General features: G+C 69.5%; 23 protein-coding genes. 14 read left to right on the forward strand and 9 right to left on the reverse strand.

Features of this window, described 5'->3' with window-relative positions:
- Nucleotides 1–166: 166 nt before the first annotated feature.
- The 4 genes from ACFW1A_RS06570 (at nucleotide 167) to ACFW1A_RS06585 (ending at nucleotide 4,057) form a co-directional block, all read left to right on the forward strand.
- Nucleotides 167–958 (forward strand): AraC family transcriptional regulator, encoded by a 792-nt coding sequence (locus tag ACFW1A_RS06570; protein ID WP_380405210.1) that lies wholly within the window; start codon nucleotides 167–169, stop codon nucleotides 956–958.
- A 135-nt stretch (nucleotides 959–1,093) separates the two neighbouring features.
- Nucleotides 1,094–1,981 (forward strand): aminoglycoside phosphotransferase family protein, encoded by an 888-nt coding sequence (locus ACFW1A_RS06575; RefSeq protein WP_380405213.1) that lies wholly within the window; start codon nucleotides 1,094–1,096, stop codon nucleotides 1,979–1,981.
- Between the two features lie 158 nt (nucleotides 1,982–2,139).
- Nucleotides 2,140–3,351 (forward strand): alpha/beta hydrolase family protein, encoded by a 1,212-nt coding sequence (locus tag ACFW1A_RS06580; RefSeq protein ID WP_380405216.1) that lies wholly within the window; start codon nucleotides 2,140–2,142, stop codon nucleotides 3,349–3,351.
- Between the two features lie 97 nt (nucleotides 3,352–3,448).
- Nucleotides 3,449–4,057, forward strand: coding sequence for an exonuclease domain-containing protein (locus ACFW1A_RS06585; protein WP_380405219.1), 609 nt, complete (start codon nucleotides 3,449–3,451; stop codon nucleotides 4,055–4,057).
- Nucleotides 4,058–4,311: 254 nt separating this feature from the next.
- Here ACFW1A_RS06585 and ACFW1A_RS06590 read toward each other — a convergent pair whose 3' ends face one another.
- Nucleotides 4,312–4,671 (reverse strand): hypothetical protein, encoded by a 360-nt coding sequence (locus ACFW1A_RS06590; RefSeq protein WP_380405222.1) that lies wholly within the window; start codon nucleotides 4,669–4,671, stop codon nucleotides 4,312–4,314.
- 395 nt (nucleotides 4,672–5,066) lie between these two features.
- Between ACFW1A_RS06590 and ACFW1A_RS06595 the strand changes: the two genes are divergently transcribed.
- Nucleotides 5,067–5,783 (forward strand): hypothetical protein, encoded by a 717-nt coding sequence (locus ACFW1A_RS06595; protein WP_380405225.1) that lies wholly within the window; start codon nucleotides 5,067–5,069, stop codon nucleotides 5,781–5,783.
- 90 nt (nucleotides 5,784–5,873) lie between these two features.
- On the opposite strand, the gene ACFW1A_RS06600 is transcribed toward ACFW1A_RS06595, so the two are convergent.
- Both ACFW1A_RS06600 and ACFW1A_RS06605 read right to left on the reverse strand, forming a co-directional pair.
- On the reverse strand, nucleotides 5,874–6,338 hold the full coding sequence (locus ACFW1A_RS06600; RefSeq protein ID WP_380405228.1) for a hypothetical protein: 465 nt from the start codon (nucleotides 6,336–6,338) through the stop codon (nucleotides 5,874–5,876).
- 278 nt (nucleotides 6,339–6,616) lie between these two features.
- A complete protein-coding gene (locus ACFW1A_RS06605; RefSeq protein ID WP_380405230.1) occupies nucleotides 6,617–7,156 on the reverse strand; it encodes an SMI1/KNR4 family protein in 540 nt (179 codons plus the stop codon).
- Nucleotides 7,157–7,469: 313 nt separating this feature from the next.
- On the opposite strand from ACFW1A_RS06605, the gene ACFW1A_RS06610 reads away from it, so the two are divergent.
- The gene (locus ACFW1A_RS06610; protein WP_380405233.1) at nucleotides 7,470–7,853 is read left to right on the forward strand and encodes a VOC family protein; all 384 of its coding nucleotides are present in this window, start codon (nucleotides 7,470–7,472) and stop codon (nucleotides 7,851–7,853) included.
- A gap of 50 nt (nucleotides 7,854–7,903) precedes the next feature.
- On the opposite strand, the gene ACFW1A_RS06615 is transcribed toward ACFW1A_RS06610, so the two are convergent.
- Nucleotides 7,904–8,290: a cyclic-phosphate processing receiver domain-containing protein gene (locus ACFW1A_RS06615; RefSeq protein ID WP_380405236.1), complete on the reverse strand. Its 387-nt coding sequence runs from the start codon at nucleotides 8,288–8,290 to the stop codon at nucleotides 7,904–7,906.
- Nucleotides 8,291–8,435: 145 nt separating this feature from the next.
- Between ACFW1A_RS06615 and ACFW1A_RS06620 the strand changes: the two genes are divergently transcribed.
- Entirely contained in the window at nucleotides 8,436–9,629 is a 1,194-nt protein-coding gene (locus ACFW1A_RS06620) for an alpha/beta hydrolase family protein (protein WP_380405239.1), read from the forward strand.
- Nucleotides 9,630–9,667: 38 nt separating this feature from the next.
- Here ACFW1A_RS06620 and ACFW1A_RS06625 read toward each other — a convergent pair whose 3' ends face one another.
- Both ACFW1A_RS06625 and ACFW1A_RS06630 read right to left on the reverse strand, forming a co-directional pair.
- Nucleotides 9,668–10,006 (reverse strand): hypothetical protein, encoded by a 339-nt coding sequence (locus tag ACFW1A_RS06625; protein ID WP_380405242.1) that lies wholly within the window; start codon nucleotides 10,004–10,006, stop codon nucleotides 9,668–9,670.
- A gap of 212 nt (nucleotides 10,007–10,218) precedes the next feature.
- Nucleotides 10,219–11,238 (reverse strand): pentapeptide repeat-containing protein, encoded by a 1,020-nt coding sequence (locus ACFW1A_RS06630; RefSeq protein WP_380405245.1) that lies wholly within the window; start codon nucleotides 11,236–11,238, stop codon nucleotides 10,219–10,221.
- Between the two features lie 471 nt (nucleotides 11,239–11,709).
- On the opposite strand from ACFW1A_RS06630, the gene ACFW1A_RS06635 reads away from it, so the two are divergent.
- The 4 genes from ACFW1A_RS06635 (at nucleotide 11,710) to ACFW1A_RS06650 (ending at nucleotide 15,788) form a co-directional block, all read left to right on the forward strand.
- A complete protein-coding gene (locus tag ACFW1A_RS06635) occupies nucleotides 11,710–12,222 on the forward strand; it encodes a hypothetical protein (RefSeq protein WP_380405293.1) in 513 nt (170 codons plus the stop codon).
- A gap of 833 nt (nucleotides 12,223–13,055) precedes the next feature.
- Nucleotides 13,056–13,475, forward strand: a complete 420-nt coding sequence (locus ACFW1A_RS06640; protein WP_380405247.1) for a DUF5959 family protein — start codon at nucleotides 13,056–13,058, stop codon at nucleotides 13,473–13,475.
- Between the two features lie 154 nt (nucleotides 13,476–13,629).
- Entirely contained in the window at nucleotides 13,630–14,511 is an 882-nt protein-coding gene (locus ACFW1A_RS06645) for a hypothetical protein (protein WP_380405250.1), read from the forward strand.
- A gap of 716 nt (nucleotides 14,512–15,227) precedes the next feature.
- A complete protein-coding gene (locus ACFW1A_RS06650) occupies nucleotides 15,228–15,788 on the forward strand; it encodes an SMI1/KNR4 family protein (RefSeq protein WP_380405253.1) in 561 nt (186 codons plus the stop codon).
- Between the two features lie 521 nt (nucleotides 15,789–16,309).
- On the opposite strand, the gene ACFW1A_RS06655 is transcribed toward ACFW1A_RS06650, so the two are convergent.
- Nucleotides 16,310–16,759: a carboxymuconolactone decarboxylase family protein gene (locus ACFW1A_RS06655; protein WP_380405256.1), complete on the reverse strand. Its 450-nt coding sequence runs from the start codon at nucleotides 16,757–16,759 to the stop codon at nucleotides 16,310–16,312.
- 83 nt (nucleotides 16,760–16,842) lie between these two features.
- Here ACFW1A_RS06655 and ACFW1A_RS06660 point away from each other — a divergent pair, with 83 nt between their 5' ends.
- On the forward strand, nucleotides 16,843–17,721 hold the full coding sequence (locus ACFW1A_RS06660) for a sigma-70 family RNA polymerase sigma factor (RefSeq protein WP_380405259.1): 879 nt from the start codon (nucleotides 16,843–16,845) through the stop codon (nucleotides 17,719–17,721).
- Between the two features lie 1,286 nt (nucleotides 17,722–19,007).
- Nucleotides 19,008–19,382, forward strand: coding sequence for a hypothetical protein (locus ACFW1A_RS06665; protein ID WP_380405261.1), 375 nt, complete (start codon nucleotides 19,008–19,010; stop codon nucleotides 19,380–19,382).
- A gap of 87 nt (nucleotides 19,383–19,469) precedes the next feature.
- Here the strand turns inward: ACFW1A_RS06665 and ACFW1A_RS06670 are convergent, their stop codons facing one another.
- The gene (locus ACFW1A_RS06670) at nucleotides 19,470–19,886 is read right to left on the reverse strand and encodes a winged helix-turn-helix transcriptional regulator (RefSeq protein ID WP_380405264.1); all 417 of its coding nucleotides are present in this window, start codon (nucleotides 19,884–19,886) and stop codon (nucleotides 19,470–19,472) included.
- Nucleotides 19,887–19,986: 100 nt separating this feature from the next.
- Between ACFW1A_RS06670 and ACFW1A_RS06675 the strand changes: the two genes are divergently transcribed.
- The gene (locus ACFW1A_RS06675) at nucleotides 19,987–20,844 is read left to right on the forward strand and encodes an alpha/beta fold hydrolase (RefSeq protein WP_380405267.1); all 858 of its coding nucleotides are present in this window, start codon (nucleotides 19,987–19,989) and stop codon (nucleotides 20,842–20,844) included.
- Nucleotides 20,845–21,290: 446 nt separating this feature from the next.
- Here ACFW1A_RS06675 and ACFW1A_RS06680 read toward each other — a convergent pair whose 3' ends face one another.
- Nucleotides 21,291–21,611, reverse strand: coding sequence for a hypothetical protein (locus ACFW1A_RS06680; RefSeq protein ID WP_380405270.1), 321 nt, complete (start codon nucleotides 21,609–21,611; stop codon nucleotides 21,291–21,293).
- Nucleotides 21,612–21,939 lie beyond the last annotated feature (328 nt).

Here is a 21,939-nt window from a genome sequence, read left to right on the forward strand (position 1 = left end):
CTGCGGGCTGCGGCACTTCGGTCGGGCGCCGTTGTGCGCCTGACAGCCACTCCGTACAGGGGGAAGTCTCACCGGCTCGACGCATGGCGGACCACCGATACGATGCCAACCGATGCCCGTTCACCGCCAACCTCTCCGGACCGCCGGCGCCACCCGTGTCACCCGTGTGACCTCGCACGTGTGGCCGTCCGGCGGGCGCCACCTCTGGCCGTCCGGCGAGACGAGCGCCACGCAGTCCCACCCTCGCGGCCACCTGACCTATGCGGCGAGCGGTGTCCTGGGAATCCACACGGAGCGCGGCACGTCGATCGTCCCCGCCAACCGAGTCGCCTGGACCCCGGCCGAGTTCACGCACCAGCACCGCGCCCACGGCGACACCGACATGCGGATCGTCTTCCTCGCGCCGTCCCTGGCCCGGCTGGTACCGAACCGTCCCGCCGTGTTCCTGGCCTCCGACCTGGCCCGCGAGGTGCTGCTCGCGCTGACCGGGCCCCGCAACTACGAGGACACCGCCACTGGTTACAGCCGGCCTGCGCGTGCTCGCCTGCTCCGCGTCCTCGTCGACGAACTCTGCGAGGCGGACGAGCAGCCCCTGCACCTGCCGGAGCCGCAGGACGACCGACTGCGGGCCGTCGCCCACCTGTTGCGCGGGAACCCGGCGGACAACGCCACGTTGGCCGACCTCGGGCGGACGGTCGGAGCCGGCAGCCGCACCCTGAGCAGATTGCTCCGCAACGAGCTCGGCATGACCTTCTACGAGTGGCGGACGCAACTGCGCATCCACCACGCGCTCGTGCTCCTCGCCGAGGGCCACGACACCGTCCGCACGGCGCACGCCTGCGGGTGGGCCAACCCCAGCGGCTTCATCGCCGCCTTCACCGCCCTCATCGGCACCACCCCGGGCCGCTACCGAGCCGGTCGCGGCGCCACCGGTCGGGGCGGCACCGGGCGACCGTGACCCCGCGGCCCGCGTCAACCGCCCTACGACGTGTCGACGGCGGGGTCGCTCGGGCCGGCCCGGAACCATGCGTACCGGTACGGCAGTCGAAGCCGCTGAGTGTCTTCCCACCGGAAGCCGACGCACGGAGGCAACGTGACGCACGAGTTGAGGTACGAGCAGGACCTGGTCCGGGCGCTGCTGCGGGACCAGCACCACGACCTCGCCGACCTCGAACTGCGCGACGTCAACGGCGGTTGGGACAACCAGATGTGGCGGCTCGGCGAGGACCTGGCCGTCCGGCTGCCGCGCACCGAACGGGCCCCGGCCCTGCTGGAGAGGGAGCGGACGTGGCTGCCCGCCCTGGCCGGGCGCCTGCCGCTGCCCACGCCCGTCCCGCTGCGCGTCGGCCGGCCGTCGAGCCTGTTCGACCGCACCTGGACGGTGGCGCGCTGGGTCGAGGGCGACCCCGCCGATCACACCCCGATCACTTGGAACCAGGCGGCCGACACGCTCGCCGAGTTCCTGCGGGCGCTGCACCACCCGGCGCCCGCCGACGCCCCCGCCAACCCGTTGCGCGGTGTCCCGCTCGCCGACATGCCGTTGAACGAAGACCAATTCGGCCTCGTCGCCGGCCACCCGGGTGCGGACGGGGCGAGGGAGCTGTGGGAGCGTGCCGTCGCGGCGCCCGCCTGGCAGGGGCCGCCCACCTGGCTGCACGGAGACCTGCACCCGGCGAACGTCGTCGTCCGCGACGGGACGCTCGCCGGGGTGGTCGACTTCGGCGAGCTGTGCGCGGGCGACCCCGCGACCGATCTCTCGGCCGCCTGGATCCTGCTGCCGGCCGGCACGGCGGGCCGGTTCTTCGACGCCTACGGGGATACCGACGAGGCCACCCGGCTCCGCGCCCGCGGCTGGGCCGTCCTGCGCGCCCTGGGTCTGATCGGCATCGGCCGGGCCGGCCGGCTCGGCCTCCCCGGCGGCAAACCCACATGGGAGCCGGCGGGTTACGCGGCCCTGGAGCGCGTCCTCGCTGCTGACTGACGGTACGTCAACTTGTCTCGGGCGATGACGGCTCGCCCCTGAGGGGAGTCGTTCGGTGTCTCCGGGACCGCCCAGGGTCGCGCTGCGGGTTCGGGTCGGGTTCGGCTCCGCCGCTGTGACGACGTCGGGGGAGGGGCCGGGTTCCTAGCCTCGTCGGTATGACTCGCATCCGTCGTACCGCCGTCGCCGTCGCCCTTGCCGTCGTCCTGCCGCTGCCGATCGTCGGCGCGGCTCCGGCGTTCGCCACTGCGGGACCGGCAGCCGCCCCCGCCCCCGCCTCCGTCCCCGCCGCCTCCGTTCCGCTCCCGGCCGACCAGGGCGTTCAGTTGGCGCTCCCGCGTCCGACCGGCCCGCACGCGGTCGGCGTCGACACGCTGCACCTGGTCGACCGGGACCGCCCGGACCCGTGGGTCCCGAGCGCGGGGCCCCGGCAGTTGATGGTGTCGATGTACTACCCCGCCCGCTCCGGCACCGGCCGACCCGCTCCCTACATGACCACCGAGGAGGCCCGGCTCTTCCTCGACATGGAGCAGATCGGCAGCGCGTTCCCGGCCCAGGCGCTCGCCGACACCCGTACCTACGCGTTCACCGACGCCCGCCCCGAGCACGGCAGGTACCCGTTGGTGGTCCTCTCGCCCGGCTTCGGTCTGCCGCGGCAGACCCTCACCGGCCTCGCCGTGGACTTGGCCAGCCGCGGCTACGTCGTCGCGCTGGTCGACCACACGTACGAGGACTCGGGGACGACCTTCCCCGACGGGCAGACGCTGGGTTGCGCGCTCTGCGACCTGTCCGGCGTCTCGGACGCCGAGTCCCTGCGGAGCCGGGCCCAGGACCTCTCGTTCGTGCTGGACCAGCTGGTGGGGAGCCACCCGGCCTGGCAGCGCGCGCAGTTGATCGACCACCGGCGGATCGGCATGGCCGGCCACTCGCTCGGCGGCGCCGCCGTCGTCCCGACCATGGCGGCCGACCGGCGGGTGCAGGCCGGTGCCGACCTGGACGGGAGGTTCTTCGTGCCGGTCCCGGCCGGCGGTCTCGGCGGCCGTCCCGTGCTGCTGCTCGGCAACCCGGCGAACCACGCCGTGAACGGCGACGAGCCGAGCTGGGCCGCCAACTGGCCTGCCCTCGACGGCTGGAAGCGGTGGCTCACCCTCACCGGGTCCACCCACGTCAGCTTCACCGACGTGCCGGTGCTCGCCGACGAGGCGGGCATCACCGGCGTGGACGGCGCGATCCCCTCCGTGCGCGCCGCGCAGCTCACCCGCAACCTCGTCGCGGCCTTCTTCGACGAGCAGCTGAAGGGCCTCCACCAGCCGCTGCTGGACGGCCCGACGGCGGCCGATCCGGAGGTCGTCTTCCAGCAGCGGCCCTGAGGTTGGGTGTGCCGGCGCCGCGCACCGCCGCCGAGGCGTGTGCGGCCCGGCACAAACCCAGGTGCCGAAACCGGGGCGCATCCCTACCCTCGGCTCCATGAGCCACGCATCCGCCCTGCTGAACGTCATCGACCTGGAAGCCACCTGCTGGGACGGACAACCGCCGCCGGGCTCGGTGAACGAGATCATCGAGATCGGCCTCACCGTGGTGGACCTGTCGGCACGGCGCCGGGTGTCCCGACACTGCGTCCTGGTCCGCCCCGCCCGCTCGGCGGTGAGCGCCTTCTGCACCGAACTGACCGGCCTCACCCAGGCCGAGGTGGACCGCGGCGTCACCTTCGCCGAGGCGTGCCGGATCCTGGTCGAGGAGCACGGCGCCGCGGAGCGCCCCTGGGCCAGCTGGGGCGAGTACGACCGTCGGCAGTTCGCCCGGCAGAGCCGGGCCGACGGCGTGGCCTACCCGTTCGGCCTCCCGACGGAACGCACCCACACCAACGCCAAGGCCGTCTTCGCCGAGGCCTACGGCCTGCCCAAGCAGCCCGGCATGGACCAGGCCCTGAAGATCGCCGGCCTCCCCCTGGAGGGCCGCCACCACCGCGGCGAGGACGACGCCTGGAACATCGCCGCCCTCGTCCTCGACCTGGCGGCCCGCAGCGCATGGCCGGGCACGAACACGGCCGCCCAAGCCCCCAGCCGGAGACCGTGATCCGCCCGTTCGAACCCAAGCTGCGGGCCGCACCCGGCAAGCTCTCTGCCAAGTACGGCACGCACCGCCCTTGTCGTCCCGACTCCGCCGGAGCTGTGCCCCTGACGGTTGCCCGGGACCCGGGGCTGCCGCGTCGCGGAGCTGGAGATGAGCGGCCTTCGACGGTGCCCTCGTCGGCGGGGCGACCCGCATCACGAGTTGCGCGGTCGGATGAGGCTGTTGGCGGGTGCAACCGGCTGCCTGTTGAGGCCGACTCAGCCGGCCTTGCGGATCGCGGCGAACCGGCGTTCCACCTCCGGCATGAACCAGGTGGGCAGCTCGCGGGTGGCCCGCAGCTCCCTGCGTTCCTCCGCGCTGAGCCGCTCCGCCGTATCGTCAACGGCCAGCGCGTAGTCCGCCATCCGCTGCGACGTGCGCTCCTGTCGTATGGCGCGCCCACTCTCCTGCGTTCCGGTGCGATTGCCGAACCGGTAGAGGGCGGAGAGCCAGCCCAGCACGACGGTGAACCACCCGAACGCACCCGGCTGACGTGCCTGCCGCCCCAACTGCTCCCTCGCGATCAGCCAGCAGAGCCGCTCGTCGCTGACGTTCTCGGTCTGCTCGGGATGGGTCACAACACTCCTCAAGATCGTGATCGACGGCGTTACCGTACCGGGTGGGCGGTCGGCGCGGCACCAGGAATAGCCCGGCGTGGGCCTCGCCGGTGAGGCCCGCTACGCCGAAGCAATAGATGCCACGCTCCATCACCACGTCCTTGGCGGACCACATGGAGGCATCCCCACAAGGACGAACTCACCACCCGAATCCCCCCACCAGCCCCGGTCCGGCTTGAACGGGTCATGTCCCTTGACGTGGCGTAAAAGTCGTGAGCCGCCGGTCATAGGGCGGGCTACGATCAACTGCTCGGTGGTGATCGCTGGCAGAGGGGGTGGGGATGAGTCGCTTCTCCCTCGACGTGTGTCTTCCGCCGACTTCTCCGCGGGCACTGCGGACGGCACTGGATGCCGTGATGGCGCCGTTCGACTTCAACCTCTTCGGCGGGAACGCGAACGGGCAGTGGGACTGGTGGGACATTGACGCCGGTGACGAGGACCGCTTCGCCGTCCGGCCGGAGCACGACGGCGATCCGCGGCTGATATTCGCGACCCATCCGAATGGCGAGCCGCGTGAACGGCAGCCTCTGCGCTGTGACGGCGGGCCGCGAGGTCTGCTGGACTTCGACGCCACCCGGGCAGCCGCCGTCAGCCAGGCCCGCGCCCGATGGCAGGCCGAGCAAGAGGACTTCGCCCGCCTGGTCGCGGACCATCCCCCGGCTGAACCGCTGACCACGTTCCTTCGGCGGCACCGCGCGGACACTCGCGGCTATCCTCGCGGGCAGGCCGTCGTCGATCACCACGCCCAGCCATTGGTGCGAGCGCTGAACCACGGCTCCGCATGGGACCGGTACCCGAATCTGGGTCTCTGGGTGTTGGGGCCCGACAGCGATCCGATCTCGCACTTCACCCGGGACCCCCAGACTGATCTGGACGAAGCGGCGGCTTGGGCCCTCGCCAGTTTCGCCCTCCTCACGCTGGACGGGCAGTGGATCGACGCCGAGTGCCCGAGCGCATGCGTGGACGTGGTGCCCGGCGAGGACCCCCGCGCCGCCTACGCTCGGTGGGCCGCGGCCTATCTGGATGATCTCGACGATGACTGCGTCATCGTTCGCCTGAGCTGCCACGGCTGATCATGATGGTGCTCCTGTCGTGCTCCTGCTCTGCCGGGTAGATGTCGTCCACGCTGCCTCTGCGGGGATCGATCCCCGAGTTTGTGCCGATCACGGCGACACCTCATGGCTCATGGGCGTCATCGCCTCGTGAAGGTGCTTCTCTACCGGACCCAGGTGCTGGTCATGGGCCAGGACGATCTCGTCAGCGAGGTTGAGGATGCGGATGGTGCCACCGGGAAACTGAACGGTCATGCCGACGGCGAAGTCGTGATCGCCATGCTGATAGCGGATCTGCCGGACGGAGCAGATCCGTTGGCCGATGAACCGGGTCATCGGGAAGTCGGGCAGGTCGTCCTCGACCGTGGTGTGGCCGTATTCATCCATGTCGTAGGGGCCGTGGGGCTGGTCGATCTCCAGGGACAACCCGTCGCCCGGTGTGTGGAATCGGACGGGGCCGAGGCCGTCCAGGTGCAGCCACATGTGCAGGAGAGATGGCCGGGTCTCCTGGTAGTGGTGCCAGGACGTCGTCACCTTCAGAATGTGCCTGCCGACCAGGTCCTCAGCGTTGATCATCCATTGATACTGTCACGACGTTCCACGATTCGGCACTGGATTCCAGGGAGGCACTGGGCCGAGTCCGCGTAACGCATGGCGGGCTTTTCGTCGAACCCGAAGACCTCGGCGAGGTGGAGCGGGCCGGGCCGTGGACCATGGCCTTTTCGAGCTGCCGGTCGACTCGGAGCAGTTCCAACGTTGTGGCCAGCACCGGTGCTCCAATCAGTTCAGCAGCAGCTTCAGGGTCAGGCTGCGAGGGGGCGCGGGAGGCTCCACTCGCTGTCGGAGTCGCTGATTTATTCAAACGACTCGAAGGCGTGAGTGTCGAAGAACATCGCTATCGAGAAGGGCTGCTGGGGATCCGTCAGGATCCGGTATATGAACTCGCTGGTGGAGCCGTCGAAGCGCTCCCAGCCGTCGACGTCATCATGTGCTTGGGCGAGAATCGGCCACTCGTCAGGGTCGGCGGATTCGGTCAACCAGTAGAACTGGTCAGCCTGAACGGAGTCGCCCCACTTGAGCAGGCCACCAGCGGTAGGGAAGACCAGGTAGGGACGATAGAGCTCGCTGATCCCGGGGTCGACGAGGGCCTGATCGCCAAGCCATTTGGCGTCTTCGATCAGATCATGATGGGGGCTCGGCGAGTCGGGCGTCGAGAACCACAGATACTCGGTGAACTCGCCGGAGCCGAAGCGCTCCGCCAACAGCTTGTAGTCGGTCGGTAGAGGAGTGCCGAGTCGCGACTCCACCGAGGGCCAGTTGATCGTCCTGGCCCTCGTGGTCTCCCAGCCCGCGATGGCTGCGAGCTTCTCGATCCACGTTTCCGGTGTCTCCACGGCGATGAGTAAACCGCAGCATTCCGACAGCAGCCCTGTCGGGGTTCAGCTGGCGCCGAACACCGGACGGGTGCCTCGTTACGTTCGACTTGGCCCCAGATCGGTCGGACGAGCTGATAAGGCATCGGGAATCCCGAAGGTACGGCACAGTCCGGTAGGCACCCGGCCGAGAGACGCTCCTGGTCACGGCCTCGGCGGCTCAGCGAGGCTCAGGAACCTCGCGAGGTGTCGCCCGACCGTGCCCGGCTGCCGTTTGCCGGCCGTCGTCGGGTCGTGCACTGCCAGAAGCGGCACCGTGGGGCAAGCTGCTGGTATGAGATCTCGCACGGGCGGCATGTGGTGGGGAACGGCGATCGAGGCGCCGGACCCTGGTGGCCTGGCCAGGTTCTACGCCGAGCTCCTCGGGTGGCACGTCGGACACGAGGAGCCGGGGACGGCCGTCGTTGCCGCCTCCCCACAAGGCCCGTTCCTCGTGTTCCAGCAGGCGGACGGCTACCGGGCGCCGGTCTGGCCTCCGGTCGACGGGGAACAGCGCGCGATGATGCACTTCGATTTCCAGGTCGGGGACCTGGACTCGGCCGTCGCCGAGGCGGTCGGGCTGGGAGCCACCGTGGCGGAGCACCAGCCGCAGGAGAACGTCCGGGTGATGTTCGACCCCGCCGGGCACCCCTTCTGCCTCTGCTTCGACCAAGGGTGACGGGCGCCGCCCGACCGGGACCGGGAGACCGGCCGGCCCTGGACCTGCCCTCATCCGCGAGGAGGTTCACCGGCCGTGGCCCGCCGCACCCGGTAGCTCCAGTGGCTGAGCGAGCGGACCACGTTCTCCGCGCCGATCGGGTTGGCGCTGTGGACGTAGACGGTGCCGATGCGAAACGGCCGCCCGTGGAAGGCGGCCTCCTCCAGGACGGTCACCACGGGCATGATGGTGTCGTCGCCACCGAGGTCGTGGTCGAGCCAGAGTTCGTCGATGTACCCGTCCCGGTGCTCGTGCAGGAGCTCGATGCCGTCCCGGCTGGTGCGAGCGATCCGGGTGGCCCTGGGCAGCGGGCGGAGATCGTCGATGCCGAGGATGACGGGTGACGGTGCGTCCGGGCGCCCATCATCGCAGGTGGCGCGGGTCGTGGAGGTGGCCACGGAGGCGGCACGGAGGACGGACCGAACGGCGGCCGGGGTGTCATCCCTAGGGATGACGCCGCTGATTCCGAGGGATGATCGCGGCCTGACTTTGCATCAGTTCGGCTGATTCGAGGGCTCGGACCACGAACCTAGTCTCAGAGCCATGAACCGATCGCGCCGTATCGCCGCCGCAGCAGCCCTTGTTCTCGCCTTCTCCGCCCCGATGGCCGGGGCCGCCTGGGCCTCGTCCACGCCCTCGCCGTCCACCAGCGTGACCGCCGCGTCGGCCACCTCGTCGACCCCCGCCGCCTTCCACGGTGAACTGCCCCGTCCGACCGGGCAGTACGCGGCCGGTGAGGAGGTGCTGCACCTGACCGACCGGGACCGCACCGATCCATGGGTGCCCTCGGCCGGACCGCGGCAGCTGACGGTGTCGATGTTCTACCCGGCCCGGCACGACACCGGCGAGGCGGCTCCCTACATGACCCTCGGCGAGGCACAGGGGTTCCTGGCGACCCGCGTTCCGGCGGGCACGGGACTGCAGCCGCAGGACGTGGTGGACATCAAGACCTACGCCTACACCGACGCGAAGGCGGCAACCGGCAAGTTCCCGCTGGTGGTTCTCTCGCCCGGCTTCGAGAACCCCCGCGCCACGCTGACCGGCCTGGCCACGGACCTGGCCAGCCACGGGTACGTCGTGGCGCTGGTCGGTCACACCTACGAGGACTCCGGCGAGACGCTCGCCGACGGCAGCACCCCGGGGTGCGCGCTGTGCGAGAGCGGGGCACCGGACACGCTCGCCGACAGCCGCGCGAAGGACGTGTCGTTCGTCCTGGACCGGCTGACGGGGCACCACCCGGCCTGGCGGCTGGCACACGTGATCGACCGCGACCGCATCGGCATGGCCGGCCACTCGATCGGCGGCGCCTCGACACTGACGGCGATGGCCGAGGACCGGCGGATCCTGGCCGGGGTGAACATGGACGGGCAGTTCTCCCCGCCCGTCCCGGTCGACCAGCTCTCGGGTCGCTCCTTCCTCCTGTTCGGGAAGGAGAGCGACCACGCCGCGGGCGGCGGGGAGCCGTCGTGGGGGCAGGCCTGGGCGGGGTGGACCGGCTACAAGCCCTGGTTGGCCGTCGCGGGCACTGCGCACTCCAGCTTCACCGACGTCCCGATCCTGGCCGCCGAGATCGGCCTGCCGACGCCTCCGGACATGACCACCTCGCCGGCACGGGGGATGCAGCTCACCCGGGAGTACGTCGGGGCCTTCTTCGACCAGACCCTGAAGGGGATCCACCAGCCGCTGCTCGACGGCCCGTCGGCGGCGAACCCGGAGGTGCTGTTCCAGCACCCGTGACGGACCGCGGTGGCGCGGCACGGGGGTGGGGGACGGTCCTACGGAACGTCGTCCTCCGAACGTAGCCAGTCCACCTGCTCGTCGCTCAGCGCCGGGGTGAACCCTGCCGGCAGCATCACCATGAGCTGATCCGGCCACATGCTCTCAAGCCCGTGCTCCCCGCAGTCCAGGGCGATGCGATGTGACGGCCCGCCCTGGCAGGCGGCACTCCGGTACGGGCCGTCATGGGACTGGCAGAAGAACCCGAAGCTTGTGCAGTTGTCCTCATCGGTGGGCTCGTAGAAGCCCGGGTCGCGGACAACGATCGTTACCGGTTCCTGCAGGTTGAACTTGGGGATGGGGCGAGGGTCGCACCACAGCAGTCGGGGAGGGAGCACGCATGCATCATGCCTCCGGGCGATCGTCTCGGGCGACGGGATTTGTCGGTCAGCCGACGTCCAACACCCTGGTGTCTATGGGTCACTGAATAGGCGATACCGCCGAACCATGCGAGCGGTCCGTGTGATCCGTCAACCGTGGCCTCTTCGGGGCAGCGATCACCGGTTCGGTTCGATCACCGTCGGGCGGGCGGGCTGACGGAGTCCGACGGCTACGCCTGGCCCGCTGACGGTGGCAGGATCGGCCCCCACCTGAAGCGGGTGCGGCGGAACTCCGCGTGCGCGAAGCGTGGTGGGTCGCCCGCCAACGTCGCGTCGGCGAAGCTGACGGATCCGTCGCTGAACGTCGCGTGGTCGAAGGTGACGCGCCCGCCGTCGAAGTGCGCGCCGCTGAAAGCGATCCTGCCACCGTCGAAGGTGGCCCAGTCGAAGTCGACCGTGCCGGCGAGGAAGCGGGCGCCCGCGAAATTGACCACGCCGTCGTCGAAGCGGGCGCTGAGGAAGCCGGCCCGGTCTCCGCCGAAAGTGGCGCCGGTGAAGTCGACCGTGCCGCCGCCGAAGGTCGCGCCGGTGAAGTCGACTGTTCCGCCGACGAAGTGGCTGCCGGAGAAGTCGCCGCCGTCGAAGTGCGCGCCGGTGAAGTACAGGCCGACGCCGCACCAGGTCGTGGTGGCGCCCGGATCCTGGAGGTGGGCGCGGATGACACGGATGACGGTGTGGCGGACCTCGCGCTCGCCCTCCCTGTACCCGGGGTGATCCGGGTCGGTGCGGTACGGCATGCGCAGGTAGGCGCACAGCACGTCGATGCAGACCTGCCGCTGCTCGGCCCAGTCGTCGGCGAGGCGGGCGAGGGCGTAGACGCCGGCGAGCCGAACGGCGGCCCGGTCGTGGCCGAGTTGTTCAGCCGCGGCGGCGTAGCGGTTGGCGAGCTGAGCGGCGTCGGCCCGGTGCGCGTCGCCCTCGGCCAGGAGTTGCTTGCGGTAGGCGTACAGGCCCGCGAGGACCGCCCCGATCAGGGTGAGGATCGTGACGGTGGCCTTGATGACGTCGCCGGCCTGGACCGGAGTGCCCGGCGCCTGTCCGGCGGCGATCAGGTGGTGCGCCAGGTAATAGAAGCCGACAGCCAGGACGGCCACCGCCGCCAAGGCCGCGGCAGCCATGAGCCACACCGGCGCCAGCGTGGGGGCGTAACGGCCGCGGAGGTCCTCACGGCGCCGGCGAGAGAAGGTCATGCGGGCATCCTTGTGGACCGCCACCGGCCCGGCAGCCACTTGCCGGGAAATAGGAGAAGCCGCTCCGCTTCCGGGGCCTGCCCTCACCTGCTTGCGGCCACTGATCCTCCCAACCGCCCGTACGGCGTACGGCAACCAAGATCCGGTCGAAGTCCGTGGAGTTCAACCGCTTCCTGCGATTGCTGCACCCGGCGGAAGCGCCGCTCACGATTGGTTGCGACGCCCACTCCCCGCAGCTGACCATCAGGCGATGCTGGCCGGGCCTAGCCAGACTCGCGCTCCACCTGCTCCGAGACCTCGACGCCGCGACGGCAGGACCTACTTTCAAGTGGAGCTCCGGCAGCATCGAGGGCGCCGTCAACCGCATCATTCCGTGGACTCCAAAATGTCAGGTGCCGCCGAGGATCCTGCCGCTTCGAAATATGTCCTGGCCGGTTGGGCCGCAGGCCGGAAGGCTCTGCTGCTGTGAACATGGGGATCTCTGGTTTCAAGCCGTCCTTCCTGGTGGGGATCGAGGCGGTTCGGCAGGCTCACGGAGCACGTCTGGCGACGCTCGTCGGTAGGCGGCTGACGGGGTTCGCCCTGGTGCGCTTCGTCGAGGACGGAGACTGGTTCGCCGACTGCCCGGTGGTGATGGACTTTGACGGCCTTCAGTTGGAGGTCTGCCATTCGAAGCTCGACGAACTCTCGATCGGCTGGAACACGATCGACACCGCAGCGACCATCACCGGATGGGAGTGGTTCGAGCTCACGCCCCAGTGGTCGCACAGCGATGAACGCCTGGAGCCGTTCGTCGGCCAGGAACTCCGCGAGGTCGCGCTGCTTGAGTGGCGGCCAGTAGACCATGACCTGGCAGCCGGAACGGTGGCGGTCGAGTTCGCCTTCCCCGAGGGCTGTCTGCGAATCATCAACGGCCTCGACGAGAACCGCATCGAGATCGGCGCGGCCCAGCCGGACTACGTTCGCCACCGGTTGGGCCGTTGAGCACTACTGCTCGGTCGGCTTCTGGTTGATCTCGATGACGGGCGGCAGGGTGGCCTGCGCTGGAATTCCGATCTGCCGGGGAGTCGGCCCGGCCGGCGTAGGGGACGCCAGAGCGCCGCTTCAGTAGCCGGCCAAGGGTGGATTGTCAGCGCGTTCGACGTCCGTCTGCGGGATGGCCACGAGCATCTTCTGCAGGTTCTCGGCCGGTGCATGCAGGTTCCCAGTCGTGGCAGGATGACCTCATGTTGATGCGAAAGGGCGATGCCGCGTAGGCGTCCCGGGGCCGTCCGTGCAGAGCGGTGGCGGCCACGATGGCAGTATCCGGTCCTGAGGGTCCCTGGTGTCTCCGCGCGGACTCGTGCAGCGATCCGCCGGATCGAGGACCAGAAGATGCGGCCCAACGCGGTTGCGAAGGCAGTCGCGTCGTTCGAGTGGGCTCTCAAGCAGCCCGGACGTTACCTGGACGCCTCTGCGTTTGATTCGCCGGGGGTGGGAGACGCCCGTGATGACCTGGAGTGGGCGATGCTGTCCCTTCCGCCCGGAGCCAGAAGGGACTTGGGCCGCTTGATCACGCGTATCGACACGGAATTCGAGCGCCGCACCTTGCCGGAACCCAATTACAGCGAGTGGGCGACGACGTGCTGGTGGTGGGCCAGAGTGCGCGAACGCTGACGGGCTCTGGGGTCATGTCCCTCCCGGCAATCGAAAGAACCTGCCACCCTCTGCGACCGCTCCCCAAGATCTGTGCCAGAACCGAGAAGTGAGCGCACCTTCGGGTGTGTCGGTACCGTCCGGAATGATGCCCTTGTTTGATCTTGAGCGAGAGGACTGTGATGGACCACGAACTGGACGATCTGATCCACCTGGCCGACCCGCCTGGGACGAGCGGTCACGTCGTCGCGCTGCGGGTGCTGCAGCATCCGGATCCAGGTGGTGAGTTCCTGGACTGTGAGTTCGTCGTGTCGACGGAGACCGTCACCGGCAGCTTCCGGGTGGGGATCTCGGCCTTCGACCTGGACATGTGGGAAGAGGCTCTCGACAGTCTCGCCGGGAACAGGTTCGTCTCGTGGCTGAACTCCGGCCGAACGGTCCAGCTGAAGATCAAGCCGCTCAGCTCCGCGGCGATCGGGGTCTCGATCAGCGACGACCCGTCCTCGCAGGTGACGGTCAGTCTGCCCATGTCCCCGCCGACGGGCTGGATCGAGGACCACCGGGCGCGTCTGGTGAAGGCCCGACGGATCCTTTCAGGCTGACAGCGGTCTCCGGGGCGACCGTCGGCGGGTAGCGGCCTGCTGGTCGGCTCAGGCCCAGGCAGTAGACACCTCACGGTGCGAAGGCGTCACGTGGATCCCTGGTAGCGCCCGCGGCCGTCGAACGGAACGGCTCCTCGTGCGCCAGAATCGGTGCATGGTCATGGCTCGGCACTGGTACTCCTCGGCTCCCGTTGTGGATGGCCTCCCATTGCTGGACGAGCCTGGCTTCTGGGCCGCGCACCTGGTCGACCTGGGCGAGGAGGTGCCCCCGGAGGCCTTCGGGGTGGACGCCGCCGATGCCGGCGCGATGTTGGAGCGGCTGCACGACAAGTCGGCCTGGCCGACGTTCACGGTCCCATTGGAGGGCGGGTTCTCGATCGTCGTGCACTACAACAGCGGCGAGGAGTACACGAGTACGGACTACTTCCTGCTCAGCCCGGGAAGCGCCGATGCTGTCCTGGCCAGCACTGACCAAGACCGCATTGGCCCGGGCCCGTGCTGGCCGGAGCTCGCTGCGGTCCGCCACGCTCCCGACGGAGCGGAGGGCGTCGCCGATCCCCATGCCCGGTTGCTGCTGCTCCTGCCGGTGTTGGGCGACTCGGTGATCCCCGCGGAGGCCGTGGACCTCGTCTCCGCGGCGCTGCTCGCCTATGGCGCCCCCAAGGACTGCGAGGCGCTGGCTCGACGCCTGCTCGTAGGTCACCCGATGTGGGGCGCCCAGCCGTGGTCGTTCGACGAGGACGGGCGGAGCTGGATCTGCGACGGCAACCACAGCTGCCGGCAGACGCCGATCGGGGACCATCTACCGCTTCGATGTGGCCTGGGTGGAGGGCGGGGCGGCCTGTTCGCCACACCCCACTGGCGCAGGCATCACGGCCTACGGGCCGAAGCTGCCCAGCGTCTAGCCGTCGCGGCCCAGGACCTGCCGCTCGCGCTCACTGCAGGTTGGCGTCGCCAGCAGGCGGAAAGGGCTGGATCTCGGCCGCCCAATCGGCCGCCGCCGTCAACACCGACGCGGCCGTCAGCCAGCACGTGACCACGAACGGCTCGCCCGAGCGGGCCGGGCGTCGCCAAGGAGGCGAGAACTCCAAGTCCAAGCTGACGCGCAGTTCGAGCAGACCCGCATCAGTCCAGCTGAACGCGAAGGCCAAGTTGGGCTCGGTGAAGACCAACCGGTCACCGCTGTCCTCTCCGATACCGGAGGGTTGGACCGCTGCCTGACCGAGCCATCGCGCCAACTCGACGGCGTCGTCAGCGGTCAACGCCTGCCAGCGGAAAGACCACGTCCCCTGCGGACAGTGGGCAGACCCTTCGACGACCAACCAGCTCTGCCGCTGGCGTGGGTCAACCGCATCGGGGAACTGGTAGCCCACAACACCCAGCTCAACGCCATGCCCGTCGCTACCTATCAACCTCATCGACCCAGCATTCCACGCGGCGGAGCCGCCAGGCACCGAGGACGCCCCCAGGAAGCAGCCAGGTCCAGCGAGAATCGCCTCCTCGGTGTCTCAGCCAAGCTGACGAGCCACAGCTCAGCACCCGGGCATCAGCCATGATCGGTGAGACTGCCGACGTCGCCCGAGAAGCGTTCCGCCTCCCGGCACGTCATCCAGGGGACGAGGTCTCAGTCAGATCTGTCAACACCCAGCTCACAGAGCATCGTCATGACGTGATGAATGAGGCGGGACAACCGTCTGGTGGACAGGGACGTCCAATAGAGTTCTGGTGACGGCCCCATGGGAGGGATAACTGATGCACCCGAGCGTTGCCCGACTGGCTGCGATCGTGCCACCGCACCCCGGAGCCGGCGACGCCATCGACTGGGCTGAGGCGCGCTGCAAATGGGGTACCCACTTCCCAGCGGACTACCGTGACTTCGTCTCTGTCTACGGCGGCGGGTCGATCAATAACTCGTTCTTCATCGGACTGCCATTGGAGGTCGCGCAAGGCCCACGGAGTCCCCTGACATTCGAGGAGTTGAACGATGACGGATACGGTCTGCTCGACCTGGCGCCAGAGGAGGACCCCGCCCTGCGAGGGTGGATCTCGTGGGCCGCGGACTGCAGCGCCAGCCACGCCTTCTGGGACACTTCGGATCCGGACCCAGACAAGTGGAGCACTCTCGTGCTCGAACGAGGCGGTGACTGGGTCGACTACGACTGCGGCATGGTCGACTTCCTCATTGGCTTCCTCACGAAGGAGATCAGCCCACAGCCCATGGGTATGTTTTCGCCGGAGCGGCCGACCTTCCTGAACTGGCGGGAAGTACGTCGTCTCAAGGCAGAGGGCATCGACCCTTGGCCCTACATCTGACGCACCTGGCATCAGGTTGGGGTGTGGGAAACGGACGGCATGCCTGCTGTCGCCGTGCTTGCCTCCTCGGACGGGATCCGTCGCTACATCGTCGGCATCAAGCAGTTGATGGGCTACCTCCACTTCGTCCAGCAACGACGTGAGGCATGGACTGAGGAGCAGCAGGCTCTGGAGAAACGAGGTAATTGGCCCAATGTCGGGGATCAAGGAGGTCCTTGACTCCTTGACCCATTGGGACCACGAGTATGGCATGGCTTCGGTCCATGCCGGGATCACGCGCCGCCGAGGCTGGCTCGGGGCCGACCGAATGCTCGGAGCCAACGAATGCGGAATGGGTCAAGACCTGTGGATCGGCAGGTCTGTCGCGAGTGCTCCGGGTCCCGAATCCTGGTCAAATTCGTCAAGCATTCCTCGGCTGTCGGGGCCCTACCTTTCGAACAGGTCCGCTGGTCGTCGGGTTTGTGGTCTCGGGGGTGCCGGCCACCTGGGCGTCGTCCCTCGTGGATGACGCCCAGGTGCGCTCACCAGGTCTTGCCGGCCTGTTCCCGGATCGTGTGGTTGATCCGGTTGAAGAAGTTGGTCATGGCGATCTCCAGGACGATCGCGTTCAGATGCTCCCCGGTGAAGTGGTGGGCGGCGGCATCCCAGATCTCGTCGGTCACACCGGGGGCGCCGTCCTGGATGCGGGTGGCGGCTTCGGTCAGCGCGAGTGCCGCCCGCTCCTCGTCGGTGAAGAACGGCGTCTCGCGCCACGCGACGACATGGTGCAGTCGCTCGTCCGTCTCACCGGCCTTCTTCGCACCCGACACGGAAGCGAAGATGCACGGCGCACAGCCGTTGATCTGACTGGCGCGCAGGTGGACCAGCGACAGTAGGCGTCGGTCGACACCTCCGGCGGCTATCGCCTTGTGGAGGTGCTGGATCGCGGTCATCAGATCGGGGTTCATCGCACCCTTGAGGCGTGGTTCCATCAGTCCTGCTCCTTCAGCGGTTACCTGGGCCCGTTCTGGCCCGTCATCACCCATGACGGAGCGGATTCGGGGAAGGTAACAACATGTTCGAGACCGGTTCGACGGACCCGGTGGCGCAGGCGTTCGAGTCCCAGCGCGACCGGCTGCGCGCGGTCGCCCACCGCGTGCTCGGCTCGCACGCCGACGCCGAGGACGTGGTCCAGGAGGCCTGGCTGCGACTCTCCCGCCAAGAGGCGGCGGTCATCGAGAACCTCCCCGGCTGGCTGACCACCGTGGTCGGCCGGATCAGCCTCGATGTCCTGCGGTCGCGCCGGACCCGCCCCGAGGCGTCCTACGACGACCGGCTGCCCGAACTCGTGGTGACGCTCGACGACGCCCCCACACCCGACGACGATGCGGTGCTCGCCGACTCGGTCGGGCTCGCGCTCCTCGTCGTCCTCGATTCGCTCCGGCCCGGCGAGCGGCTGGCGTTCGTGCTCCACGACCTGTTCGCGGTGCCGTTCGACGAGATCGGACGCATCCTCGGCAAGTCCACCGACGCCACCAAGATGCTCGCCAGCCGCGCCCGCCGAAAGGTCCGGGCGACCGAGCGGCCGACCCGCGCGGGCCGGGAACAGCGCGAGGTGGTCGACGCCTTCCTGGCGGCGGCCCGCGGTGGCGACTTCGAAGGTCTGCTTCGCGTGCTCGACCCCGAGGTGAGGCTCACCGTCGACACCCCCGGCGGCGTGGTCGTCACCCTCGGCGCCACCAAGGTCGCCGCCGGCGCGCAACTGGCCGCCAGCGCAGCCACCCTGGGCCGTGCAGTGCTCGTGGACGGCCGTCCCGGTGTCCTCTCCTGGCGCGCGGACGGCACCCCGCTGTCGGTCCTCGCCTTCACCGTTGCCGACGGCCGGATCACCGCCGTCACGGCAGTGGTCGACCCGGCCAAGCTCGCACGGATGAACCTGCCTGCCCCCGCGTGAGCGGCTTCGTCACGCCGCCTGCCCGTGATGCTCGACCAGGACGCCGTTCTCGGACCGGGCTCCGGCGCGGACCGGCGGGACGAGGTGGCCCGGAGCAACCCACGACCTCGCTCGGTACGTTGCGCCAACCCACTCCCTTACGGACATCAGCTCTTTCGGGTGGTGGATCTGCCGGTTGCAGACCGGACGGTCATCTGCCGCTGTAGGCCGTTCGACAGGCGAGAGGCGGCTGGGGGCGGGCTGAGCGCCAAGGCACGACAGCGCCGTGAGGCCGTGCGCCTGGAGGCCGACGCGTAGTTCGGCGAGGGGGCCCAAGCCTCCGGAGGTCGGCCGACAGCTGCGGGTGAGCTGTAAGTCGGCCTACCAGTGGGACGATGCTGGAGCCCGGGTGGTGCTGCGGCGCTGGGCCCGCGCGGGCCGCACGGGGCGCCAGGGTCAGTAACGGTTCGACAACTCCGGTGCCTCGTTGGCCTGTCGAGCGGTCAGACTGAAAAGGTGGCCGAGGCAGCGGAGTCATCGCGGACGCCGGAACCGGGGGGCCGGGCGGTGGGCACCGTCATGGACGTCCTGCTCGGTCTGGGCCTCCTGGGGCTGTTGGGGAGCGTCGCGGAGGTGGGGATCCTGCTCCATCCCAAGTCGGTCTGGGGCGAAGCCCAGAGGCCGCTGTGGGGCGGTCAGGACGGAATGGAGACAACGGCTGCCGACGCCCACCTCGCGTGGTGGCTCCTCGGCGTGCTGGCCGGCGCTGTGGCGATTGCCGTCCTGGCCGGCCGGAAGGGGGCCCGTTGGACCGTGCTCATCCACTTCTGGGCCTCAGCCGTCCTCGCTCTGATGCTGCTGATCACAGCGGGGAGCGCGACGCGGCCGCCAGTGCATGCCTTGCCCGGGTCGCCACCTGCGGTTCCGGGTCGGCATGCCCCTGACGGGGGTCCGCGGCTGCTGACGGCCAGGGCAGCAGAAGGGTAGCGGGCCGCATGCTCCTCCGTCCCCCTCCACAAGTCATCTGTCAGGTGTTCTGGTGCAGGTGACTGTCCGTCAGCGAACGCCGGATCGATCACCCCGAAGAGCTGATGTCAGCACGCAGGACGCAGACGGTGCCGGCCGGCGCGACCGTGTCGGGCACCCGGGGGAGGTGCTCGGGGTGGCGAGGCCGTCGCACGGGCCCGTGCTGGCACGAGCGGGACCGGCCGATCCCACGGCTCGTCGGGGACAGTGTTCGCGAGCATGACGCCGAAGCATGAGGGAACCCGGTTGAGTCCTCCCGGCCGGCTCGACATACTCCCCGAATGGCCAACACTGGGAGCGCAGCCGCTGAGGGGAGATGGGACGGACCCTGGTACCGCGTCCATACCGATCAGTTCGTGGCGTCGTTCCTGCCCAGCAGTGGTGAGCCTCTGGACAGCGTCTGCAACGTCGACGTCGAGGTCCGGCTGACGGCGGACGGCTCACGCTGGAGCGCGACCGTGTTCACGCTTGCCGAGGTCGAACGCGCCATGGACAAGTGGCGCCGAACGGGCGAGGCACTGGGCGGTCGCTACTTCTGGTGCTCCGACGGCCTCATCGTCCGGGATCCCGGCATCGATTCCATGACGGCGGTGTTGGCCGGCCTGCTCGACAACGGCGAGTTCGCACAGGTTCTCCAGCGGCTCGACGACGACTGACGGTTCGACGTCGACGCCCGGTCGGGCGACGAGGCCGGCTGCGTCGCGTACCCACACCAGCCAGTACTGCGCGCGGAACCTGCCTGCCTATCCCTCTCCCTCGTCGACCTCCCTGTCGACGGCTTGGTTGGCGCGGTCGATCTCGGCCATGTGCTCCTCCGCCCAGCTCCGAACCCCCGCAAGCGCGGCTTCCAGGGACAGCCCGAGGCCGGTGAGTCGGTAGAAGACCCGTGGCGGCACGGTCGGTTCGACTCGACGCGACACCAGACCGTCGCGGGTCAGGCTTCGCAGTGTCACGGACAGCATCTTCTGCGAGACGCCGGGCATCCGGCGTCTCAGCTCCGCAAAACGCACCTCGTCCGGTGCGGCATCGGCGAGCGTCTTGACGGCCATGGATGTCCACTTCGTACCGATGCGGTCCAGCAACTGCCGCGTCGGGCACTGGGGATCGAACAGATCGCCGCGTACCCCACGACCGGCGGTCCGGCCTCCTCGGGTGGTCACCTGTGACTCACCACCTTCCCTGAAAGTGCCGTCTAGGAAGCGGCCGGACAGTTACCTATCGTTTGGTGGTCACCAATGGTAACCAGTCGGAGGAGCCATCATGCCTGTCCCCACCGCGCACCGACTGCACCGCATCAGGACGAACGGCGTCCACCTCAACGTCGCCATCGCCGGGGACGGCCCCGCAGTTCTCCTGCTGCACGGCTTCCCGCACACCTGGCGGCTCTGGAGCGGCATCATGGGCCGACTGGCCGGGCGGTACCGGGTCATCGCCCCGGACCTGCGGGGCTTCGGTGCCAGTGAACGTGCCGTCGAGGGTTACGACGCAGGCACCCTGGCCGCCGACGCCGAAGGACTGCTCGACGCACTCGGCGAGCCCTCGGCAGCGGTGGTCGGCATCGACGCGGGCACCGCCCCCGCCGTCCTGCTCGCGCTGCGCCGGCCCGGCCTCGTCCGGCGCCTGGTCGTGATGGAGGCACTGCTCGGCCGCCTGCCAGGAGCCGAGCACGTCGTCGCGGGCGGCGCCCCGTGGTGGTTCGGCTTCCACGCCGTCCCCGGCCTCGCCGAGACCGTCCTGGCCGGCAACGAGGCCCCGTACATCGACTGGTTCCTCGACTCGGGGACGCTCGGGCGAGGAGTACCCGACGACGTCCGCGCAGCCTTCGTTCACGCGTACACCGGGAGCGAGGCCCTTCGGTGCGCGTTCTCCTACTACCGGGCCCTGCCCACCAGCGCGCAGCAGATCCAGGAGGCCGTCGCGACGGCTCGGCTTACCGTGCCCACCATGGCCGTCGGTTCCCACCCCGTCGGCACCGGGCTCGAACGTCAACTCCGGCCCATCGCCGATGACCTGGTCGGACACCATCTCCAGGACTGCGGCCACATCATCCCCCTCGACCGCCCCGACGCCTTGTTCGCGCTCCTTGCTCCCTTCCTCTCCGCCGATCTGCCGAACTGACCGGAGCAGGACCGGAGGGGCGGAGGGCTGATGGATCACGGTCGCGGTTCGGGCGTCCGTCCCGGCGATGAGTTGTCCAGGAGTGCCGGATCAGGCTGCGCACGGTGCTGAGTGTGTCGGCGAGCGCTGTGGATCCGACCGTCGGAGAACTGGATGGACGAGCACCACGACCGGCTGGAACGGATCCGTCAGGCCTGGCTCGGCGATGCCGAGTAGGCGGCCGGAAGCACGAGTTCACGTTCAGCACCCGGCGGGAGAGCGTCTCGCAGCAGCGCTCATTCGATCGGCAGGGTGACCCGAAGGAAGCGGGCCGGCCCGGCCGGCGCCCGCCGGATGACCGGGCGTGTAGGGCGCGCCCTTCCACGGAGCAGGCTCGCGTGTGGGAGAGGCGGGAGAACCGGGAGGTGCGGTGTGCCCAGGGCCGGGGCGGGGTCAGCCCCTGCCACTCAGTGGAACGGCACGGCCCGTGCGCCCAGGGGGTCGATCTTCGCGCCGCGGCGGTGCTGGACGGCCTGGTGGCTCAGTGCCCGGGCGGTGGCGGTGGCTATCGCGGCGGGGACGGTGGCGGCCCGTACGGCGAAGGTCTGGGTGCCGACCCCGCTGCTGCCCAGCCGGGTCGGCATGGTGACCAGCCACAGGGGGAGGCGGGGGTCGCCGGCCCGGCAGGTGGGGCGGGCGTAGCTCGTGGGGGTGGCGGTCCGTGGAGCCGGGACGGTACAGCACTCGGGGTTTTGGTCGGCCGGTGTGGGGGACACGGCAAGAGCCATGGCGCGCTCCTGGGGCAGTGGTGGGCAGGCTCGGCGGGGTGGGGGTCCGAGGCCTGGAAACCCGCAGGAGGCGGGTTGTGCGCCGGTTGGTCTTGACACCCATGACCCGACCAACCGGCGGCCCTGGAGGCACCCTAGCCGCTGCTATTGGTCTAGTCCAGGATTCTCCGAGGCGTGGTCGAGGACTGCATCGGGTGGATTGGCGGACTGTACGAGGTGGGCGTACGGACCGCATTGACCGCAGTGCGCTGAGTGGACAGTGCGACCTGGATCGGGTGGACCGGGCACAGCGGGTGATCACCTCTTGACGGGCTCGGTCCGCGCCAGG

Source organism: Kitasatospora sp. NPDC058965 (assembly GCF_042741245.1).
Classification (GTDB): Bacteria; Actinomycetota; Actinomycetes; order Streptomycetales; family Streptomycetaceae; genus Kitasatospora.